Source organism: Paenibacillus sp. MER TA 81-3, assembly GCF_023713585.1.
Classification (GTDB): Bacteria; Bacillota; Bacilli; order Paenibacillales; family Paenibacillaceae; genus Paenibacillus_B; species Paenibacillus_B profundus.
In genome coordinates, this window is the sequence record NZ_JAMAWB010000006.1 from 221,433 (window position 1) to 242,053 (window position 20,621).

General features: G+C 50.5%; 20 protein-coding genes, 1 pseudogene and 1 riboswitch. Of the genes and pseudogenes, 20 read left to right on the top strand and 1 reads right to left on the bottom strand.

Annotated features, from left to right (window positions below):
- Positions 1 to 33 precede the first annotated feature (33 nt).
- The 20 genes from M3650_RS10565 (at position 34) to M3650_RS10660 (ending at position 20,276) form a co-directional block, all read left to right on the top strand.
- Entirely contained in the window at positions 34 to 1,104 is a 1,071-nt protein-coding gene (locus tag M3650_RS10565) for a GT-D fold domain-containing glycosyltransferase (RefSeq protein WP_251574540.1), read from the top strand.
- Between the two features lie 40 nt (positions 1,105 to 1,144).
- Positions 1,145 to 2,515: a glycosyltransferase family 2 protein gene (locus tag M3650_RS10570; protein ID WP_251574542.1), complete on the top strand. Its 1,371-nt coding sequence runs from the start codon at positions 1,145 to 1,147 to the stop codon at positions 2,513 to 2,515.
- 178 nt (positions 2,516 to 2,693) lie between these two features.
- Positions 2,694 to 2,981: a nucleoside-diphosphate sugar epimerase gene (locus M3650_RS10575; RefSeq protein ID WP_251574544.1), complete on the top strand. Its 288-nt coding sequence runs from the start codon at positions 2,694 to 2,696 to the stop codon at positions 2,979 to 2,981.
- A 27-nt stretch (positions 2,982 to 3,008) separates the two neighbouring features.
- Entirely contained in the window at positions 3,009 to 3,353 is a 345-nt protein-coding gene (locus M3650_RS10580) for an alpha-helical endospore appendage domain-containing protein (RefSeq protein ID WP_251574546.1), read from the top strand.
- The gene (locus M3650_RS10585) at positions 3,353 to 3,814 is read left to right on the top strand and encodes a hypothetical protein (protein WP_251574548.1); all 462 of its coding nucleotides are present in this window, start codon (positions 3,353 to 3,355) and stop codon (positions 3,812 to 3,814) included. Before M3650_RS10580 ends, M3650_RS10585 begins: the two co-directional genes overlap by 1 nt.
- Before the next feature lie 400 nt (positions 3,815 to 4,214).
- Entirely contained in the window at positions 4,215 to 5,312 is a 1,098-nt protein-coding gene (locus tag M3650_RS10590) for a CgeB family protein (RefSeq protein WP_251574550.1), read from the top strand.
- Positions 5,313 to 5,341: 29 nt separating this feature from the next.
- Positions 5,342 to 6,481 (top strand): CgeB family protein, encoded by a 1,140-nt coding sequence (locus M3650_RS10595; RefSeq protein ID WP_251574552.1) that lies wholly within the window; start codon positions 5,342 to 5,344, stop codon positions 6,479 to 6,481.
- 323 nt (positions 6,482 to 6,804) lie between these two features.
- Positions 6,805 to 7,004: riboswitch (cyclic di-AMP (ydaO/yuaA leader) on the top strand.
- Positions 7,005 to 7,077: 73 nt separating this feature from the next.
- Positions 7,078 to 7,518: a hypothetical protein gene (locus tag M3650_RS10600; protein WP_251574554.1), complete on the top strand. Its 441-nt coding sequence runs from the start codon at positions 7,078 to 7,080 to the stop codon at positions 7,516 to 7,518.
- A gap of 636 nt (positions 7,519 to 8,154) precedes the next feature.
- Positions 8,155 to 9,723 (top strand): glycosyltransferase family 4 protein, encoded by a 1,569-nt coding sequence (locus M3650_RS10605; RefSeq protein WP_251574556.1) that lies wholly within the window; start codon positions 8,155 to 8,157, stop codon positions 9,721 to 9,723.
- A gap of 63 nt (positions 9,724 to 9,786) precedes the next feature.
- Positions 9,787 to 10,875, top strand: a complete 1,089-nt coding sequence (gene wecB, locus M3650_RS10610; protein WP_251574558.1) for a non-hydrolyzing UDP-N-acetylglucosamine 2-epimerase — start codon at positions 9,787 to 9,789, stop codon at positions 10,873 to 10,875.
- Positions 10,868 to 11,854: a polysaccharide biosynthesis protein gene (locus M3650_RS10615; RefSeq protein WP_251574559.1), complete on the top strand. Its 987-nt coding sequence runs from the start codon at positions 10,868 to 10,870 to the stop codon at positions 11,852 to 11,854. Before wecB ends, M3650_RS10615 begins: the two co-directional genes overlap by 8 nt.
- A complete protein-coding gene (locus M3650_RS10620) occupies positions 11,851 to 12,678 on the top strand; it encodes a dTDP-4-dehydrorhamnose reductase family protein (protein ID WP_251574561.1) in 828 nt (275 codons plus the stop codon). Before M3650_RS10615 ends, M3650_RS10620 begins: the two co-directional genes overlap by 4 nt.
- The gene (locus M3650_RS10625; protein WP_251574563.1) at positions 12,675 to 13,589 is read left to right on the top strand and encodes an NAD-dependent epimerase/dehydratase family protein; all 915 of its coding nucleotides are present in this window, start codon (positions 12,675 to 12,677) and stop codon (positions 13,587 to 13,589) included. The genes M3650_RS10620 and M3650_RS10625 overlap by 4 nt, the downstream gene beginning before the upstream one ends.
- On the top strand, positions 13,586 to 14,314 hold the full coding sequence (locus tag M3650_RS10630; RefSeq protein ID WP_251574565.1) for a glycosyltransferase: 729 nt from the start codon (positions 13,586 to 13,588) through the stop codon (positions 14,312 to 14,314). The genes M3650_RS10625 and M3650_RS10630 overlap by 4 nt, the downstream gene beginning before the upstream one ends.
- A 178-nt stretch (positions 14,315 to 14,492) precedes the next feature.
- Positions 14,493 to 14,861, top strand: coding sequence for a hypothetical protein (locus M3650_RS10635; protein WP_251574567.1), 369 nt, complete (start codon positions 14,493 to 14,495; stop codon positions 14,859 to 14,861).
- 59 nt (positions 14,862 to 14,920) lie between these two features.
- Complete coding sequence (locus tag M3650_RS10640) at positions 14,921 to 15,841, top strand: NAD-dependent epimerase/dehydratase family protein (protein ID WP_251574569.1); 921 nt, start codon at positions 14,921 to 14,923, stop codon at positions 15,839 to 15,841.
- Between the two features lie 175 nt (positions 15,842 to 16,016).
- Entirely contained in the window at positions 16,017 to 17,135 is a 1,119-nt protein-coding gene (locus M3650_RS10645) for an ABC transporter ATP-binding protein (protein WP_251574571.1), read from the top strand.
- The gene (locus tag M3650_RS10650; RefSeq protein WP_251574573.1) at positions 17,128 to 17,844 is read left to right on the top strand and encodes an ABC transporter permease subunit; all 717 of its coding nucleotides are present in this window, start codon (positions 17,128 to 17,130) and stop codon (positions 17,842 to 17,844) included. Before M3650_RS10645 ends, M3650_RS10650 begins: the two co-directional genes overlap by 8 nt.
- Before the next feature lie 6 nt (positions 17,845 to 17,850).
- Positions 17,851 to 19,233, top strand: coding sequence for a GldG family protein (locus tag M3650_RS10655; protein WP_251574575.1), 1,383 nt, complete (start codon positions 17,851 to 17,853; stop codon positions 19,231 to 19,233).
- Positions 19,233 to 20,276 carry a DUF4340 domain-containing protein gene (locus M3650_RS10660; RefSeq protein WP_251574577.1) on the top strand — a complete coding sequence of 348 codons (1,044 nt, stop codon included), beginning with the start codon at positions 19,233 to 19,235 and terminating at the stop codon, positions 20,274 to 20,276. The genes M3650_RS10655 and M3650_RS10660 overlap by 1 nt, the downstream gene beginning before the upstream one ends.
- A gap of 90 nt (positions 20,277 to 20,366) precedes the next feature.
- On the opposite strand, the pseudogene M3650_RS10665 reads toward M3650_RS10660, so the two are convergent.
- Positions 20,367 to 20,615, bottom strand: a pseudogene (locus M3650_RS10665) (nuclear transport factor 2 family protein); the annotation flags it as partial.
- Positions 20,616 to 20,621 lie beyond the last annotated feature (6 nt).

Here is a 20,621-nt window from a genome sequence, read left to right on the forward strand (position 1 = left end):
ATGGTCCGTGAGGATGAAAAGGACGGTGAACGCATGTCAACGACAACGACGCGGAAGGCGCAGATTGTGCCGGCCCCTCCTGCTCTGCCTGCGAAGCGTCGCAACAAATCGGCTGCTGCATTACGCTTCAAACGCAGAACATTGCCAGAACGTCTGAGCACGCGGCGAAAGAAACAGTTAAGCAAACGGGGGAAAAAGTGGACGCGGAAAAAGCAGCCGCGTCCGGTTATTGAAGCTCCGTCTGAGCCTCCTGCGCCAACTATTGATGTGGAAGTGGTGAAGCGGACCTCCTATGAAGATGGATTCCGCAAAGGTAAATATGAAGGCGGTGAAGCTTTTCTAGCCCGCCTTATTCCCGAAGATATGATACTTCCGGACATTCCGGTAGAGCACGTCATTGCACTCGGATTCGAACAAGTCGGGCATTTGCTGCAGCCGCTTATCGCTCCGTTAACCGTGTATATCGAAATGCAGCAAGCGCTTGAGCAGCGAACTCCATTATCGGTCGTTCGGTTGGGGGACGGTGAATTGCTCGCTCTGGCGCACGATAAAGTGCTGTCGTCTAATTTGGTGCGTAAAGAAGGACCCTTTTTAGGGTATGCCGGGATAGATGTCCCTGACCATGAGTACCGTGAGCAATTGGCTGAATCGGTACGGAAAGCCACCTTCGTCGGCGTGCCAACCTCCCGCATGCCTAATTTCCAGGGACTGCTTTATCCAACTTTGCGCGCTTACGGTATGCAAACTCGTCAAATGCGTCTTACTTGCTCCATAGTGAACTATTTGTTGGCGCAGCAAGGGCACTTGCTTCAACTGATGCAAGGACGCAGGGTGCTCATTGTCGGGAATTCAGGGCTGGAGTTGGCGGAGGTGCTGAGCCAGCGCGGCATAGCTGTTGCCGGAGTCATTACTCCGGTCATGGGAGTTCGTGATGTTCCTCGCATCTTGCGTGAGGTGTCACGGCATGACTATGATTTGGCACTTATTGCTGCAGGCATTCCTGCCGTTATCTTATCGCAGCGCATTGCCGAGCAGTTCGGTAAAGTGGCACTCGATTTCGGTCATCTAGCCAATAAAATTGCCCGCGGCGAGGCTTCTTTGTAATTTCAGTCGACGGATAGCACAGCTAAGGAGGTGAGGCCTTATGGCCCGTAAACGGCGATCTGTACGCAAGCTGCAACTGCGCCGGCGGCGTTCTGAATCGTTTCCGCAGCCAATGTCTGAACAACAAATCAAATACGAGCGACATGAGCAAGGGTATTCGGTTGGGTATGCAGAAGGCCTGCGTGCCGGTCAAGAGCAGTACGGTGTTCCTTTTGAGGGCACGAGCATCGTCATTCCGACTTTTAATAAGGCGGAGCTGTTGGAGCAATGTATAGCGAGCATTCAAAAGCATACGAAAGTTCCGTATGAAATTATCGTAGTCGATAATGCTTCGACGGATTCCACCCCTCAATATTTGTATCGGCATATTAGTCAACTTCGGTTTCACATCCATGAAATCAATCGCGGATTTTCTGGGGCAATCAATACCGGATTGATGATGGCGAAGGGCCGCACGATATGTTTGCTTAACAACGATATTCTTGTGACCCCGAATTGGTTATCCAATCTGCTGAACTGTTTGGATAGCGACGCTAGTATTGGAATGGTCGGTCCGGTTACGAACTATATTAGCGGTGATCAGCAAATCCCGGTTCCGTATGAAAAGATAGAAGATATGTACGCTTTTGCGGCGAAGCATAACGTTCCCAATGCTGGGAAATGGCAGCGCATCGATCGCCTTGTCGGCTTCTGTCTCTTGTTCCGGCGCGAATTGTTCGAGGCAACGGGGTATTTCGATGAAGGCTTCGAAGTCGGTAATTTCGAAGATGAAGATTATATCATTCGCGTCCGATTAAACAGGCGCAAGCTGATGATTGCCCGCGATACGTTCATTCATCATTTCGGCAGTGCCAGCATGAAGGCGTTAGGAGATAAGTTCCAAGAGGTAAACAATCGGAATGCAGCCTTCTTCAGCAAGAAGTGGGGCAATCCCTACGATTGGATTCATCGGGTACGTGAGCGGAACAACGGTGCTCCGGCTGAGCGAAATCATGCTTATTATCCGACGCACGTCGCGGTCACCGGATTGACGGAGACACTGTATTGGATCGAGCATGGAACCAAATACCCAATCCAGGGCAAGCTGAATATTCCCGTCGTCAAAGTATCCCAGCTTGATTTGCGGGGATGGGCTACCGGTCCGGTTATGAATGCGGCCACGGCCATTCACAAATGGAACGAGCGATCGGCTGCGGACGGAACGATACCGGACGGGGGCGTGTTTACGACTGAAACGGGGAGATGGTACCAACGTCAAGGGGATTCGTACCGGGAGTTGATGAGCGAGCATGCGGTTGCTCGCTGGCAGCTTAATGGGAAAATGACCGTTCGAACGGAGAAGGAACGGCAATCTTTACAAGAAGGGCTGCCCATTATGGCGGCTCCCATTATCCAAGCGTACCATTTGTAATCGTTGGAGTATGCGTAAAGAGCCGTACGCATGCTCTTTTTTTTTATTCGATCGGTGCGCGTTTTGGGCGATTGGCCCGTTTACGTCTCCTTAGGCGTAGCATATGTTGTAGAAGGTAATGGCTGAATACGTCCGCAGGCTGCCGGCCATTCGTGTACCGGATTTGGGAGGTAAGACCATGCAACATATCGTTAGTGAAATTATCGTGCACATATCGAATTCACAGCAGCATATGGCTCGAGTATTGGACGCTAAGCGTCAAGTCGCGGTCCGCATGGCTCAAATCATTCACGCACTGCCGGATGTCCATCCTGAATTTGAGGGCATTAGTGGTCTGAAGGAGCAATCGGCCACTGTGTCCAAGAACATTGTTGCTTATTTGAACGGTTTAGCGGAGCTGGAAGAAGCGATGGCAGAACAATTGCAGCACATTATGAAAGAATTGAACGATGATTCTGAGGAATAAAGCACAGTGTAAGGAGGATGGTGTCAGGTGAGCAGAGAGCGGTCCTACCATTTAATACTTGACGCTATGGCAAAAATGCAGTGGAACGTGTCCATGATACTTGAAGCGAAAGCGCTGGAAGCCGAAAAAATGCGTAATTGGTTATTGAACCATTTGACGGATAGCGCCTTTGTCACTCATAAAGATCAATTGAGTGATCCCTTGGAAGTTCACGAGCAAATCATAGAGGTCATCGACGGTTTGACGAAATTACAGCTCAGTCTCTCAAACAACATGAAGGCGGTGCTGGATCGCGGTAGCTCGGGTGGATTCGGAGACGGTACTGCGGACGGATCTTTCAGTGGAGAATTTGATTTGGGAGATAAGTTGTAATGATGCACAGGGAGCAGGAGCAGCGGGCAAGAATCGATATGATTCAAGCTATTGTGCGTAGTCAAACGGCTTTAGCTCGCATGTTGGAGCAAGTTGCGGATGTTGCGGATCATTCCGATACATCTGCAAAGCGAATAAAAGACAATATCCGCCTATTATCCGATTATCAGCTTAGCTTGTGCGGAATGATTACGGGTTGGCGTTCGCGCCAGCTAACCTTAGGAACTCCTACATCGCCATGGTTGCATCCAGCTTGTAAGCTGCAGCGTATCTTAACCCGAGGAGCACAGGAGGATGAATCAATTGAGAAAGGTCAAACGAGTACGACGGACCCGGATCGCAGGCAGACGTCGGAAGGCAACACTTCGAGCAGGAAGAGCATTGCGGCGGGGCGGAAAAAGCCGGCTGCTCTCGCGGCGGTCGCGTCTTCGCCGGACGCTGCGCTCCCAGCGGCGCCATAAGAAGCTTACGGCCCGCCGCAGAAGAGGATTACCCAAATCCGAAGCCTCCACTGGGGCGTATAACCAAGGATTTAACGAGACGTATAATGATGGATTCAATGCTGGATTTGCCAAAGGATTTGAAGATGGGCATCAGATGGCATATTCCGGTCAAGCATAATTATATGAGGTTGTTTAAACACGAAGCATAGGCAGTCTGACGCTTGCGTACTTTTCGCGGGTTGTCGGTCTGCCTTTTTGTTGCTCCATCATCATGAAATGGGGTTGGGTAACCGCCTTTTTTGAATCATAAGGATAAGCGTCCATGATGCATTTGCCGGGGCGGCATATGATGAAGCGTGTTTAAAAACAATTTCATGGCGTTCTGTGCCGCTTGCGCCAGAAGCAGGGTGAACGAAGCATGAGAAAAGATCGCAATACCAAAAGGACGAGAATCAAGACGCATGCCTTTCGGAGCGGGTATTCAGAAGGGTATCGAATGGGGTTATGCGAAGCAACGGTTCAGCGCACGCCTAAGCCGCAGCTGTCTTCTTTCGATTTGCGAGTCCTTTACGTACCGCAAGGATTTGACGCAATTGACCGAGGCGTATGCGAGGCGTTAACGAAGCTTACTCGAGAATGCGCACAGGTGGAGCCCGCTCAGATGGCGGAAGCAGCAGAGAGGATGAAGCCTGATCTCGTACTTGTGATGAACGGCTTGCACGTGTATCCCCCGGAACATCTTGAGCATATTGGGCGGCTTCGCCAGATGGGGATGAAGACGGCAGTTTGGTTTGTGGATGACCCTTACTTTTCAGAAGATACGGCTGCTGCCGCTCCTTACTACGATTTCATCTTTACCCATGAGCGAAGCGGCGTTTCGTTTTATAAGCAGTTAGGATGCAGTCGTGTGTTTCATCTTCCGCTTGGAGCGGGGATCTCCACCTTTCGTCCCTTGCGTGCCGAACCTGCTTATTCGCACGATATTTGCTTTATCGGCAATGCATTCTGGAATCGCGTGAACCTATTCGACCATATGGCGTCCTTTCTTGCTGACAAGAAGGTAATCATTGCGGGCGGACATTGGGAGCGATTAAGCCGGTATGCGGTTCTCCGTCCGCATATTCGTCAAGGCTGGGTACCGATTGAAGAAACGGCAACGTACTATAACGGCGCTAAAATCGTTATTAATGTACACCGGCCTGTCGAGCATGGTTCAGACAACCGCAACAGCCATCAGTTAGGCGGGGAGTCCATAAACCCGAGAACCTACGAAATATCGGCTTGCGGTACGCTGCAAATGACCGATGTGCGCAGTGAGCTTGCAGAAATGTATACGCCGGGCGTGGATATTGAGACCTTCACCAGTCCTGAGGAGCTCATGAGCAAGATCGATTACTATTTGAAGCATGAAACGATCCGGCAGCGAGTCGCAGTGCAAGGATTGCACACGACATTGCTTAAGCATACGTTCGAGCATCGCGTACAACGGCTGCTGGAAACATTCGTTAGCTCTTAAAACCACTGATGACCAAAAGGAGAGATCTCATGCGAACATTTCGTATACGGCGAAGAAGACGGATCCGTACGGGGGTGGTTCATCCGAGGGAGCATTCTCGCCGCCAAGGACGCAAAGCCGGTTTTGAAGGAGGCTACCAAGAGGGATATTTGCGAGGGCGAGCGGATTATATTGTGAATACGACACAAGCGCAGGTGTCATCTCGCCCCTTGCATGTCTTGTATGTTTCGACCGGAAAAGGATACCCATACTCTCCGTTGGATGAAGGCATCATCTCGACGTTCCAGGGGATGGTAGGCCAGCTGTCCGTGGCAGGACCACGGGACCCGGTCGCCGCAACGGCAGTCCAGCTTCGTCCTGATCTTGTCGTCGCCTTGGATGGAATGGATTTCCCAGTCGAGCAAGTGGATGAAATCCGCGCTCATGGCATACGCACTGCGCTGTGGATTACGGACGATCCGTACTATACGAGCATGATGGCCGATATCGTTACGCATTATGATTATGTGTTCACACTCGAAGCGAACAGCGTTCCGTTCTATCAAGGGATTGGCGCGAACGCGCATTATTTGCCGTTCGCCGCCTTTCCGGGTCAATTCCGTCCCATCAAGACGAGATCTCCGCTCCGGCAAGATCTTACCTTTATTGGTTCGGCATATTGGAATCGGGTGAAGTCGATTGAACCGATTCTGCCGCAGCTGATCAAGCGCAACATCGTCATTTCCGGTCTCTGGTGGGACCGCCTTTCCGAATTCAGAAAATATGCGCATCACATCCAACTCGGCCGCTGGATGGATCCACAGGAGACCGCAGCGTCGTATAACGGTACGAAAATCGTCATCAACATGCACCGCGCACATGATGACGAATCGGTCAATCAGAACTCCGCCAACATCACTGCAGCTTCCCCGAATCCGCGCACCTTTGAAATATGCAGCTGCGGCACTCTGCAATTGACCGACGTGCGCGATGATTTAGCCCGGTTCTATACACCAGGAGAAGAAATCGAAACGTATAGCTCACCGGAAGAGATGCTTGATAAAATCGATTACTATTTATCACATGAGCAGGAACGCCGCGAGATTGCACTTCGTGGTTTGGCCAGAACATTGCGCGATCATACTTATGCGAACCGCCTTAATCAGATGTTAAGCATCATCTTCGGATGATGGAGCGCCCGGTCGATTACCGTCCGGGCTTTGTTATGTCTGTGCGCCTTCTTATCGGGTTGCCAAAGGAGTATTTTGGAGTGAAACGACAAGTAAATCGCTTACAACTGCCACTTTCAAGTGAAAAGCTTCATTTATCTCTTCCTATCACGAGGGGATAAGCTTCAGTGAGCGTTGATGAGAAAATGAATCCATTGATGAAGAGAAAGAGCTGTTTTATATCCAGATTTGCGCCGGATTGCTTGTAACAAGCTTTCATTTCCATTTACACCAAGCCCGGGAAAGGGGTAAGATTCAGTTCAGCAGTATCAATGAAATCCGTTGCGTCTTATTCGCTGAATCCCGCTGTCTGGCGGGAACGGGGGAACCAAATGAAGCGGACAGAGCTGACTGGCAGGATGATGCCGGTATGGCCGTTCGCAAGGGGTGAATCTGGAAGCCAGACAATTCGTCTGGTCCGGTAGGGGGACTCTTCGCCTCCGAATCCGTCAGCTAACCTCGTAAGCGTACGGAGAGAGGCGCGCCCGACTGTTAACTGTCGACGCACCTCTTTCTTCTAAAAGCAGGGCATCGGACACGACAGGAGGGAATTGAATATGTACGACGCGGAACGAATCATTACCGTGTTCGCACCGAATGCCATGGGCGTCGATTTCATTCGCCAGTTGAGAGGAGCAGGTCTTTCCGTTGCGGCTATCGCCAATAACGGTCGGCTTGTGAAGCGAATGGAGAAGCTGGGTGTCGCGCATGTATGTCGAGTCAACACGACTGATCCTAAAGAATGGAATATACCCGAAGTGCCAGTGGGGCGCTTCTTCTTGTTCGAACAAAGCTTTGTTTTGTCGTGTCGACTGCTTCAAGTATGCCGGCAATGGTCTTGTGAGCCGATTACGCTAATAACGAAGCGTCATCATCCGCGTTCCATTTACCGGCTTCTCGGTGCGGATTACGTCATTTATACACAGTCGGATCAGGTCTCTTTTTTGTTATCGGAATTTATTCTGGCGGGCTCTCGATCGCAGTCACCCACCGCATGAAATCGTGTTGTTTATGAGAATGGGCGATCGACAAATCTCTAGATTTCTCCACAGCCAAACTCGTCCTTGCAAGGGCGAGTTTTTTTGAGTTTACAGAATTCATAAAAATCGGAATAGAAGATGTTCAGAGCGCAGAACTCCCTTTCCTTTTTATCGAAAACATGTTGTCTGACTTCCGTGCAGTGGCCTTTCGCTCCATTCACCCGAAGAGCGTCGAGGATTAAGGCTCATGCGGTTACGTATATCCTGCCATGAAACGGCCGATCACGATGGCGGTGAACAAGAATGTCAAAGGACGTACCGCCTCCTGATGGAAGGGGAGAATGAAGCAAAGGATCGGATGAAGCGAATCACCGTCAGTTTGAACGCGCTATTTTCATGTATGAACTTTGTCTTTTGCAACTGATTGATGTCTTCTAATAATTCATAGATTCGGATTTCTACGGAACTGTATGGCGGCTGCTAGAGTAAACAGGAACTGGAAACGGACAAGTGGCTCTGCTTCGTAAATTGTACGCTTGTATTAGGTTCAAATGTCGTGCCGATACCCGTCGTGGACTAATATACTGTAGTACCTTGGCAAAGGAGGTGGAATGATACCTGTTCCCCGCAAGACGGCAGAACGGGCATAACCTGATGAAACCAAAGATGCTCTTATTCTCCCATTTATGCAACAAGACTTACATTACCGGCGCTGAAAAACTGCTTCTCTTTCTGACTCGTGAATTGCAGGCATACTACGATTGCGTGCTTGTTGTACCTGAAGCGGGACAGTTGTCTGCACAAGCATCAGCCTATCAGATTCCGTTTATTGTCCAGCCATGCCGATTGTTCTACTCGATGGTGTTGCCGTCGGCGAATTTGCATGCCGAGCTTGAGCATATACGGCAGCATTCGGAGTGGGATGCGGTCGTTCGGCTTCTGGCCGACCTGCGACCGGATATCGTGTTGACCAACACCTCGGTGCATGCGCTGCCGGCGCTTGCCGCCAAGTCGCTAGGCATACCGGTGCTGTGGCAGATTAATGAAGCGATTGCGGATAATGCATTCACCTCCAATGCCGTCTCGCTCATTCGAATGTTCAGCGATGGAATCATCGGAGTCTCGGAGACTACCCTTGCGCCGTTTCGCCGTTATGTTGCGGAGCCGCATGTTCCTGTATACGTGCTGCCTCCCTCTTGGCACATGGATTCATTGGAACCGGAACGATGGCCCGAGCTCAGGGCAAGGAAGCGGTATGAGCTTGATCTTTCTCCCGCTCACCATCTCATCGGTTATATATCCTCCGCCATATACGCCAACAAAGGTTTGGAACACTTTCTGCTCATGGCCCTTGAAGTAAGCGAACGTGTCAAGGATGCGCGTTTCGTGGTGGTTGGCGCCCCGGCGGATGAAACGTACTTTAAAACATGCAAGGACATGGTGAAATCAGCGCCCGCCAATCGCTTTCATTTTATTCATTTTGTGTCTTCCGTCCAGTCCATTTACCCTGCAATGGACATTGTGGTCATACCAAGCCTTGCCCCGGAAGGCTTCGGCTTAACTGCGCTGGAGGGTCTCGTGTTCGGCAAACCGGTGGTCGCTTACGGTTCGGGGGGATTAGCGGAAATTATGCGGGCTACCGGAAATAGGGAATCCATGGCCGAACCGGGCAACGTGAACCAATTAACGCAGAAGGTGTTAAATTTGGCGCTGCATCCGGATAAAGCCGAAGCGCTTGGCAGACGCAATCGGGAAGCGGCGGAGCGGGAGTTCGGCGCAGGAACATACCGAGATCGGTTAGCTCACATACTTGTTCAGCACGTCATCCATAATCCCGCTATCTATCGTCTCATTCAAGGCTCACCGCCTATCGTTTACTTGGAGGACCATGGTGCGTATCGTCCTATTCCCGCAGCTCATCGGTTCAAGTATGCGGATCCGGCACATGTCCGCCGCCTGCCAGATGCTGTGCTTGCTGCTCTGCCGAAAGGAGCAGCCGTGGAAATGCCCGGGACAGCGCCGCCCGCTCCGGTAGAAGGTACGCGGAAAGAACGGCCGCGCTGTAGAAAACGCAAGCGCCGAGCCCGCACGGTGAGAAGAAGTCGGCGTGTACTGAGGCGATTGCGCATTTCACCGAAGCGGCGCATCCGGGCCATTCGCAGAAGCGGGAACAGGAGAGTGCGGCAAGGGCGCAAGCGCGCGCAGCGCCGCAAACGTTCTTGAACTATTTCCTGCTTACATTCAGGAAGCAGACTAAATATTTTTTGAAACGAGGGGATAAGTGCGATGCGTGTCATGACGATTCTCGGAACACGTCCCGAAATCATTCGTCTCAGTGTCACGATGAAGAAGCTAGACCGACTGGCCGGGCGTCATGTCATCGTGCATACGGGACAGAACTTTACCCATACATTGAGCGACATCTTTTTTGAAGAGATGCAATTAAGGCAGCCTGATTATGTGATAAACCATAAGCAGCAAAGCTTCGGCGGACAGCTTGCTTCCATGTTTGAGCATGTCGAAATCATTTTGGAGAAAGAGCGGCCAGACAAAGTGCTGCTGCTCGGGGACACGAACAGCGCCTTATCTGCCATCATTGCTGAACGTATAGGCATTCCCGTCATGCATATGGAAGCGGGCAACCGCTGCTTTGATTTGGCGGTGCCGGAAGAGAAGAATCGCCGCGTCATCGACGCGATTTCTTCCATTAACATGCCGTACACCGAACAGAGCAAGCAGAATTTGATTCGCGAAGGCATTCCCAGCCAGCGGATCGTGGTGACGGGGAACCCGATTTACGAAGTTCTTCTCCATTATCAGGCGCAAATTAATGCAAGCCCCATTCTCGAACAGCTCCAATTACAGCCGCAGCAATATTTCATCGTGACAGCCCATCGCGCAGAGAACGTAGACGACCCCGAGCATTTGATTCAAATTGTGCAAAGCTTGAATACCATTGCCGAGACACAACAGCTCCGTTTAATCTTCAGCATTCACCCACGAACCAGATCTAAATTGACCCAGCATCGTATCAAGCTGCATCCGCTAGTCGAGAGTTATGAGCCGTTCGGTTTTTTTGACTTCGTCCGGCTGGAGCAGCATGCGCGCTGTGCCATTACAGATAGCGGCACCGTACAGGAGGAGTGCTGCATCTTTCAGGTGCCGACCGTAACCATCCGCAATTCGACCGAGCGTCCCGAAACCATTGATTGTGGAAGCAACGTCGTATCCGGATTGCAAGCCGACAACATCGTTGATGCGGTATCCATTATGACGGCTTTGCCTACCGGCTGGAGCTGTCCGGACGGATACGTAACGAAGGATGTATCGGATAAAGTAGTTAAATTTTTGCTTGGAGGGAACATCCATGTTTAATGACACGCGCATTCTTGTGACTGGCGGCACCGGTTCATGGGGACATGAGCTAGTTCGGCAGCTGTTACCGCAAAATCCGAAAAAAGTGACGATATTCTCTCGCAATGAATCAAGTCAGGTGGCGATGAGCCGTGCGTTTGAAGATGATAGGTTAAGCTTCTGCGTCGGTGACATACGGGACAAGGATGCGCTCATGCACGCGTGCCAGGAAGTGGACTACATCTTTCATCTCGCTGCACTCAAGCACGTGCCTGTATGTGAAGAACAGCCGTATGAGGCATTAAAGACTAACGTCATTGGAACACAGAACGTCATTGAGGCAGCAGTTGAAAATAAAGTGAAGAAGGTCATTTACATCTCCACAGATAAAGCAGCTAACCCGTCGAATTTCTATGGCATGACCAAAGCGATCGGAGAAAAGTTGATTGTATACGCAAATCTGCTGCGTTCCTCTACCAAATTCGTCTGTGTGCGCGGCGGCAATGTGCTCGGCACCAACGGCAGCGTTATCCACCTGTTCATGAATCAAATCAAGACGAAGTGCCAAATTGGAATTACCGATAAAAAAATGACACGTTTTTTTCTCACTTTGCAAGATGCGGTCACGCTTTTGTTTAAAGCGACAAAAGAGAGCTTCGGCGGTGAAGTTTTCGTCATGATGATGCCGACCTGCCGCATTATCGACTTGGCAGAAGTGCTGATCGATCATTCGGGTCAAGATAATGTGCGCATTGTCGAGACAGGCATTCGTCCCGGTGAGAAAATTCATGAAATATTGATGAGCGAATATGAAAGTTTGACGACTATCGTGTATGACGACGCCTACTTAGTTATTTTGCCGACCCTTGATTTACCTAGGTTAAAAGAGAAATACAGCCGATACTCTCCGGTCGATTTCTCCAGCTTCAGCTCAGAGCACGATCTGATGAATAAAGACGCTATCGCAGCGCTGCTGAAGCGGGGAGGCTTCTTGAAATGAAAATTCTCGTCATCGGGGGCAACGGAATGGCGGGCCATATTCTGGTCCGCTACTTCCGGGAACAAAGGAACGTCGCCTTGTTCTATACGTGCCGTGATGCAACAGATGAACACGCTCTAATATTGGATGTGACCGATACGGAGCAAGTGGAACGACTCGTAACTGCCGTGCGTCCTCATGTCATCATCAATGCCGTCGGCATGTTGAATGAAGCGGCGGCACAAAGGCCGATCGAAGCCTATCAAGTGAACGGACTGCTGCCGCATCGTCTGCGGCAGATTGCTGACCGAATGGGAGCGCGTGTCATTCATATTAGCACTGACTGTGTGTTTTCCGGGCTTAAAGGGCAGTACCGGGAAGACGATAAAACAGATGGATCCTCTCTATACGCGGTAACCAAAAAGCTGGGTGAGTTAACCGTTGCACCACACCTCACCATACGCACCTCGATTATCGGACCTGAAATCCGACCGCAAGGCATCGGACTGCTGCATTGGTTTCTCCGTCAAGAAGGAACAATCCAGGGCTATCGTCAAGTGTGGTGGAATGGAGTCACGACATGGGAACTGGCGCGTGCTATTCATCATTACCTTCAGCGCGGAATAAGCGGCTTAGTCCATTTGGGGCATCCGCAACCGATTCATAAGTATGATCTACTGACGTTGTTCAAAGATGTATTTCTGAAAGTCAATGTAGACATTGTGCCAACCGATGAGCCTGCTTCTAATCGTACATTGGCCAATACACGTGCCGATGCTGATTATCCACTCCCTTCGTATATCGCCATGGTGACAGAATTAGCGGTAAGGATGCATTGGCGATGAACGGGGGCGGGACACTGCTCGTCACCGGAGCTTCCGGATTTACCGGTCGTCATGCGTGTCGTCATTTTCTGAATTCCGGGATGCGGGTCGTTGCCCTTACGCGGCGTGCGGATGCTGATGTGTCAGCGATGGGAGCGGAAGTGGTCATGTGTGATTTGCAAGATCGTGAGCGGGTCTCAGAAGTGGTGAAGCAGGTGCATCCGGATTATACGCTTCATCTGGCCGGCATGAATTCCGTACAGGATTCTTGGTCCGATCCACTTCACATGCTGGATGTGAATGTAATGTCCACGCTGCATTTGTTGAACGCGCTCCGCCTGACTCCGAACAGCCGTATTCTGATCGTTACATCGAAGCTGAAAGCATCTTATGCGCCTGTCTTTTCGCCGTCTCATCCCTACTCCTTAAGCAAGACATTGCAAGAATTAGCCGCCCTCGGATGGGCTCATCTGTTTGCACAGGACGTTCTGCTGGCAGAGCCGTCCAATCTGATCGGCCCTGGTTCCTCTTCAGGCATTTGCGGCTTGCTGGGACGCTATATTGTGCAGACGGAAAAAGGAGAAGGGCCGCCGCGCTTCAACATATCCAATCGACATGAACAGCGAGATTTCCTCGATGTGCGGGATGCGGCAGCAGCGTACGAACTCATTCTCAAGCATGGCAAGCAAGGACACATTTATCCCGTTGAAAGCGGCCGGTATCGCAGTTTGGGGAGTGTGGCGAATACATTCGCTCGCTGTTCGCTAGTACCAGTCGAATTCCAATATGGCGATGAGACTGAGCCATACTCCAGCGTTAAACCCAATGACATCTCTTTTCCTGAGCGGTGGGGCTGGGCACCGCTGCGCGCATTTGAACAATCCGTGGCTGATATTCTGCATTATTATCGGAAGGAGGGGGAACTCCATTGAAGGATTTTACGTTCCCATTAGTAACGATTATCATCCCGTTTTATAACGATCTGTTTGTGGGTCAGGCCCTTCACAGTGCGCTTCAGCAAACGTATCCCCAATTCGAGATTATCGTCGTTGATGACGGTTCCACTCAGTATGCGGAGCGCATTCGTCCTTATATGGATCGCGTTCATTACTTGGGCAAAGCGAACGGCGGGACGGCATCCGCGCTTAATCATGGCATCAAGTATGCTTCAGGAGAATACATTGCTTGGCTGAGCTCCGACGATTTGTTTTATCCTGACAAACTAGTTAAGCAGTTGGAGTATATGATGACGTGGAACGCCTACATCTGCCACACGAATTTCGATAACATCAATGGATACAGCCAAGTGACGCAGCATCGTGCGGCCGTAACATTCCCGTCTATGGGCGAATTTTATCAGAGCTTCTTCAAATTCAATCCGGTGAACGGATGTACGGTAATGATGAAGCGCGAATTATTGCAATATATCGGTAACTTTAACGAGGATCTCCCGTTTACGCACGATTTGGATCTTTGGTACCGGGCCATATTGAACGGCTTTGACTTTCATTTCGTCGATGAGCCATTCACGGCTTACCGTTGGCACGGTGGCATGGGTACGATGAAGCATGGAGCCGCAATAATCAAAGAGGCTGCAGAGACGAACAGCCGGTACCAACCGCTTCTTGCTAAGTTTTTGCAGCGGATGTCAGTGTAACGCCGAGAGGAATAAGACGGAGCATCCAATGGTTCGGCTGCTGAACATTTGGGTGCTCCCCTCTGAAGTGAGGGGATGCTATAGGCGCATCTTGCTAGGCGCATACCCTTGCCGTGATGGAGTATTGTGCATATGTTGTTAGCGATGAACATCGGCAGCAGCCAAAGGAAGGAGCAGCGTGAATTTGGGAGTGTACTATTCCGAATTATTAGATAATCCGCTCGTTAATGATGAACTGATGGTGAAATATGCAGATATTCGAATTGAAAACCAACATTCTCAAGGGGCGAACGTATTGGTACGCCTTATTTGCAACAGGGTCATCGTATCGGAGCATATTCATAGAATAACGCAGCAGGGAAATCCAGGTGACGTGCTTAAAATATCGGACGTGCGGCTTTCACCTGGACCGTATGGATTTCAAGTGTTTACAACCATTATAGGGCATCATCCATTGCAGGTGTCTGTGCAAATGAAAAACAACGAGCAATCCATTGTTCGTACGCTTGGAATGGAGACGTTCACGGAGGTTGACGTGTTGAAATAGGGTCCGATCCTATGACTAGAAACGGAACAGTAGATTGAGTGGGAGACGAGGTAAATAAAATGCGAATCGTTGTAACGGGTGGAGCGGGCTTCATTGGGTCACATCTCGTGGATGCTCTAATCAGTCAAGGACATGAGGTGCATATCCTTGACAACCTCAGTACAGGAGGGAAATCGTATGTTACACCGCAAGCGGTGCTTCATGAACTGGATATCGCGGAAGAAGCAGCGGGGCGGGAGATAGAGCTCATCCAGCCGGAAATTGTGTTTCATCTTGCCGCGCAAGCGGATGTTAAGCGTTCCATTGCGCAGCCGGTAATAGATATGCGAACCAATATTCAAGGCACCTTGGTTACGCTTGCCGCATGCTTGAAAGCGAAGGTGCGGCATGTGGTGCTCGCTTCAACCTCAGCCGTATATGGAGACATTGCCCTTGATACGTATGAGGAGCATCAGCCCCCAGCGCCGCTCTCCTGTTATGGATTATCCAAGCTAACGGCTGAACGCTATCTTCAATTATTTGCCCGCTTACATGGTCTGAATGGAACGATATTGCGCTTTGCGAATGTGTACGGACCGAGACAGACGCCAAAAGGTGAAGGTGGTGTTATCGCCTTGTTCATAGACCGCCTGCATGCCAATGCTCCTCTTACTATTCATGGGGACGGAGAACAGACGAGGGACTTCATCTTCGTCGGGGATGTTGTGGATGCATGCCTGCGTGCAGCCCAATGCCGCAAGGACGGCTTATGGCAAGTTGGAACGGGGAAGACAACTTCCATCAATGAGCTTGTTCATCATTTGCTGCACATTTGCGGAAAGCCTGCACAGCTGGAAAAGCTTCCACAGAGATTAGGGGATATACGTCACAGCTGTCTCAGTTACGAGCGTCTTCGGCAGGATATGGGATGGTCTCCGAAAGTCTCTCTTCTTGAAGGATTGGAACGTACTTATCATGCATATACCTCTAAAGAAAGCTGAATTGCGGATTGATATCGTTCACAATTCAGACACAAACTTTTAAGTATGCTTTCAGTTTCATTTAATCTCACATTAGAGTTCATTGGGTATGATGCTTGTTGGAGCATTCTGTGAGGGCACGCCGCATGTGGCTTGCGGGTGCCGTCCACGGAAGGTTAGGACAAGGAGGGTCATTATGTTAGAAGTGAAGGACGTCAGTAAGATGTTCGACGAACGTCGTGGCGTACAGCACATTGACTTCACGATGGAGCGCGGCGAAATCGTCGGCTTCTTGGGTCCGAATGGCGCGGGTAAGACGACGACGATGCGCATGATTACGGGCTATCTGAACCCGACCGGCGGGAGCATAACCATTGACGGGCTATCCATGTCGGAACACGGTGCTAAAGCTCGCAGCAAAATAGGCTACTTGCCTGAGACACCACCGCTTTATCCGGAGATGACCGTGATGTCGTATTTGCGTTTTGTGGCCGATTTGCGGAACGTTCCGGTTCGGGAGCAGAAGAAGCGTATCAATGAAATGCTGGACAAGCTTGGATTGCACGGCAGAGAGCAACAAATGATTCGAAGTCTATCGAAAGGGTTCAAGCAAAGGCTGGGATTGGCACAGGCCATAATCCACGAGCCTGATCTGCTTGTGCTTGATGAGCCGACATCGGGACTCGACCCGAATCAAATTATTGAGATTCGTCAACTGATCCGTGAGCTTGGGGAGCAGCATACGGTGCTGCTCAGCACCCATATACTCCCCGAAGTGAATATGTTGTGCAACCGTGTGCTTATTATTCATCAAGGACAAATCGTGCTGGACGAACGTCCGGACAGATTAGGCACGGCCATGGGGCAAGAGGTTAGTTTGCATTTGGAAGTGAAAGGACCGACTGAGTCTATTATTCAAGTGGTGTCTGCCTTGCCGCTTGTGACGGAAGTCCAAATTGTCGGCGATGGATTTCAAGAGGCCTACCGGAAGGAAGAAGTTGATGAGGCTCCGATTACAACTATGGATCATACCGACACGGGTCTAGAAGGGGCTGGACAGGAGGCGGACTTAACAGTGCAGGTATGCGTCGACAATTATGAGCTGTCCACCTCACAACCAGGCGTTCCTTCGCCGGAATCAGGAGAGACAATAAAGCTGCGCGTCGTATCACAGGATCATTCCGATGTGCGCGAAGCGCTATTCTACGCATTGGCAGACGCAGGGTACCCTCTGCTTGAAATGAAGCGGGAAATGACGAGCCTTGAGGATGTGTTCACTCGCTTGACAACGGAGGAGGAATCAGGTGATGCGTAGGTTCAATGCCATTTTTCGCAAGGAGATGCATGCTTATTTTACGTCGCCGACATCTTATGTTGCTTTTGCGGTGTATGTACTCATTTCCAGCATTTTATTTTATATGAACTTTGTTATGTTTCAGCCTAGCATCATCGATTTCCGGCTCGTGTCGGGCAACGCGACCTTTATGTACGTATTTGTTATTCCTTTATTGACAATGAGGCTCTTCTCGGATGAATTCCGACAGGGAACGGATGAGCTGCTGCTTACTTCCCCGGCACGAATGACTGAAATTGTGCTCGGCAAATATGCCGCAGCCCTCGTATTAATGGTAGTTCTGGTCGGCTTTACTCTCATTTATCCCATCGTTATGTCATTTTACGGCACATTGGATATGAAGATGATGATTACATCCATTATCGGCATGCTGCTGCTGACGGCTGCCATGGCGGCGGTGGGGTTGTTCGCGTCCACCTTGTCGCAGCATCAGATGGTGACGGCGATCGCCTCTTTTGTCATGCTGCTCACGTTCTGGACGATGTTGGATTGGGCCGCATCATCCTCTGGCACGCTCGGAGAATGGCTGTCGCCGTTTGCAATGAACACGCGGCTGGACTCGTTCATGAAAGGGGTGCTAAATGGCGCGGACGTCCTCTTTTTCATTACATTGACGGCCGTATTCGTCGTGTTGAGTATTCAGGTGCTTGAAAGAAAACGGTGGAGGTAACGAATTATGAAAAAATGGCTGCGAGGAACGAACGCTGCTCTGCTGTCGGCCGCCGTTATCGGCATCTTTGTGTTGTTGACGTATTTTTTACAGTCGTTAACGGGATTTCAGTGGGACTTGACGCAAAACAAATCATTTACATTGTCGGAACAGACGACCACGACCTTGACGTCGATACAAGATAAAGTTGATATGAAGCTGTTCTTAACTCCGAACGATGATCCACTGCTAACGCGGCAGGTTGCGGATATGGGGCAGGAGCTCGCGAAGCATAACAGTCATATTGTGTTTCAGCAGTATGACCTGCTGAAGGAGCCGTCATTGGCGCAGCAATATGGGCTGGCAGGAAGCTCGATTGTGTTCGAGCAGGGATCAAAACGCAAGACGGTTGGACTGTATGAAATGTTCAGCGCTGGTGACGGATATGGGGCTTACAAGTTCAGCGGCGAGGAGAAAATGACGCAGGCGCTGCGCAGCTTGACAACTGATAAGAAGTCTAAGGCCTATGTGCTGTCCGGTCATCAGGAACTTCCGCTGTCTCAAATGACGGCGTTGGCTTCTAGTCTTGGCGAAGATAATATTGAATTACAGGAATTGAATCTGTACCGCGAAGGTGAGATTCCGAAGGATGCAGACTTCGTGATGCTGCTCGGTGGCAGCAAGGACCTGACCGATAAGGAAGCGCAGCTGCTGAAGAAGTACGCGGAGGGAGACGGGAAGCTGTACATTGCGCTCGGATTCAATCCTGAGATGGAACGGTCATGGAGCAATCTCGATGGACTGTTGCAGCAGCTAGGGGTGGAGAACAAGCATGCGGTAGCGGTAGAAGCGAAAGAGAGCATTCTTTACGATCCATTCACAATCATACCCGAGTATGGTACGCATGAATTGACGGCCAAGCTGTCGCAATACAACTTGCTTACGATGCTCAGCCTGGGGCTACCGCTTGAGGCAAAGGCGACAGATACGCTGGAAGCGGAACCGATCCTTCGTACGTCAGCCGAATCGTATGGAGAAACAGATCTTGCGCGGCTTATAAAAGAGGGAAGCGAACGCGGAGATCAAGATATCAATGGTCCGTTGACGCTCGGGTTGGCGGTAACGACGTTGGACGGCAAGCCAAAGGCTGTTGTCATCGGCGGTTCCAGTTTTTTGGATGACGATAACATTTATACGCAAGGAAATCGCGATTTTGCATTGAACAGTGTGAACTGGTTACAAGGCAACGATGATCAAGTCACGATTAGACCGCGGGAGCATGAAGCATACCAGATAACATATCTCACTCCAGGTCAAGCGCAGGCCATTTTATGGACGACTGTTATTGGCTTCCCGCTCTTGCTGCTCCTCGTCGGGGCCGGACTATGGTGGAGAAGGAGACATGGATAATGAAGAAGGCGCTGCCGACGGTCATTCTGCTGCTTGTATTCGCAGTCGGATTATGGTATGCATCAGCCAACAATTTCTTCCGCACCAATCAGGAGGAAGCCAAGGATACGCTCCTGCAAGTGGATCCACAGCAAATTACCGCCCTGACGATTCAGATTCAGGAAGAACAGGTGGAGCTGGTGAACACTAAGGGGCAGTGGGCGATGACCAAGCCGGCTTCCTATCCTATAAATACCTATCCAGTAGACGATTGGTTGTCGACGATATCAAACGTGAGCGTGGAGTCGACGGTGGAGGAGCATGCTGCTGACATGGACAAGTATGGATTGGCGAAGCCGTCTCAGACATTCACCGTGTCCGTGCGTGACGGCAAGATTCACCGCATCAATGTCGGTGCCGAGTCTCCCGTCTCCGGCTTCTTCTATGCAACGGCAGATGATGAACGGACGGTGTATCAAGTATCACAATCCGCGCTGTCGAGCCTGGCGCGAACAGCCTTCGACTTTGCTGCGAAGGAGCCTATGACCTTTCCACTTGAACGGGTGGAGCAGTTCGAATGGAACTGGTCGGGGCAGTCCTATCGTTTGCAGCATGTGGATAAAGCGGAGACACCAATGGAAGCCAATTCTGACGACGGCCGCAGCCAAGAGGCCAATAAGGAAGAAAGTGAAATAAAGAATTGGCTGCTTAACGGTAAGTCTATAACCGAAAATGACGCCACGACGCTGATGAACAAGATGAGGTATTGGATGACGGAGCAGGAGCCGTCACGGACTGCATCTTTGTCACATATTGCGAATAATGAACCGGATTGGTCGTTGGACCTTTCGCTGAAGCCGGATCAAGAGGTGACGGGACAAGAGGAGAAAGGAACAGCAGAGACGCGACAGTATAAGGGATATATGCAAGGCGAAGAGCTGTGGATTGTTCCGCCAAATAGTGAGTGGGCATATGCCATTCCTAAGCAGGAGCTTCTGGATGTTCAGACGCTCTGGCACGAGAAGATGAGCGATAACGAAGATAAACAAGCCACTAAGAAATGAGAGAGAAGGCCTAAAGGAGAAAAACCTGGAGTTTTCAAGAGGACGCCGGAGGCGTATAATCCGGCGTTGTCCTCCGGGCCCGTCTTCTTCCTAGAACATGGTGTTCTGGTTGGCTGAATGCTCTGGTACAGGTTGAATGACATCCCAATGCTCGGCGATTTTCCCATCCTCAATTCGAAAAATATCCACGATAGCATTTCCACGGTCATTTGGACCCGTAACCGTATGATTATGCACTACAACGTAGTCGCCTTCGGCAATGATCCGCTTGATCGATGCATGATAGCCAGGGTACTTTTTAAAAAGATCCCTAAAAGTATCCATAAATGCTTTTCGTCCGGTAGG

Coding starts and splice junctions, on each gene's coding strand:
- M3650_RS10565 (WP_251574540.1), top strand. CDS start 34: ATGTCAACGACAACGACGCGGAAGGCGCAGATTGTGCCGGCCCCTCCT.
- M3650_RS10570 (WP_251574542.1), top strand. CDS start 1,145: ATGGCCCGTAAACGGCGATCTGTACGCAAGCTGCAACTGCGCCGGCGG.
- M3650_RS10575 (WP_251574544.1), top strand. CDS start 2,694: ATGCAACATATCGTTAGTGAAATTATCGTGCACATATCGAATTCACAG.
- M3650_RS10585 (WP_251574548.1), top strand. CDS start 3,353: ATGATGCACAGGGAGCAGGAGCAGCGGGCAAGAATCGATATGATTCAA.
- M3650_RS10590 (WP_251574550.1), top strand. CDS start 4,215: ATGAGAAAAGATCGCAATACCAAAAGGACGAGAATCAAGACGCATGCC.
- M3650_RS10595 (WP_251574552.1), top strand. CDS start 5,342: ATGCGAACATTTCGTATACGGCGAAGAAGACGGATCCGTACGGGGGTG.
- M3650_RS10600 (WP_251574554.1), top strand. CDS start 7,078: ATGTACGACGCGGAACGAATCATTACCGTGTTCGCACCGAATGCCATG.
- M3650_RS10605 (WP_251574556.1), top strand. CDS start 8,155: ATGAAACCAAAGATGCTCTTATTCTCCCATTTATGCAACAAGACTTAC.
- wecB (WP_251574558.1), top strand. CDS start 9,787: ATGCGTGTCATGACGATTCTCGGAACACGTCCCGAAATCATTCGTCTC.
- M3650_RS10615 (WP_251574559.1), top strand. CDS start 10,868: ATGTTTAATGACACGCGCATTCTTGTGACTGGCGGCACCGGTTCATGG.
- M3650_RS10620 (WP_251574561.1), top strand. CDS start 11,851: ATGAAAATTCTCGTCATCGGGGGCAACGGAATGGCGGGCCATATTCTG.
- M3650_RS10625 (WP_251574563.1), top strand. CDS start 12,675: ATGAACGGGGGCGGGACACTGCTCGTCACCGGAGCTTCCGGATTTACC.
- M3650_RS10640 (WP_251574569.1), top strand. CDS start 14,921: ATGCGAATCGTTGTAACGGGTGGAGCGGGCTTCATTGGGTCACATCTC.
- M3650_RS10645 (WP_251574571.1), top strand. CDS start 16,017: ATGTTAGAAGTGAAGGACGTCAGTAAGATGTTCGACGAACGTCGTGGC.
- M3650_RS10650 (WP_251574573.1), top strand. CDS start 17,128: ATGCGTAGGTTCAATGCCATTTTTCGCAAGGAGATGCATGCTTATTTT.
- M3650_RS10655 (WP_251574575.1), top strand. CDS start 17,851: ATGAAAAAATGGCTGCGAGGAACGAACGCTGCTCTGCTGTCGGCCGCC.
- M3650_RS10660 (WP_251574577.1), top strand. CDS start 19,233: ATGAAGAAGGCGCTGCCGACGGTCATTCTGCTGCTTGTATTCGCAGTC.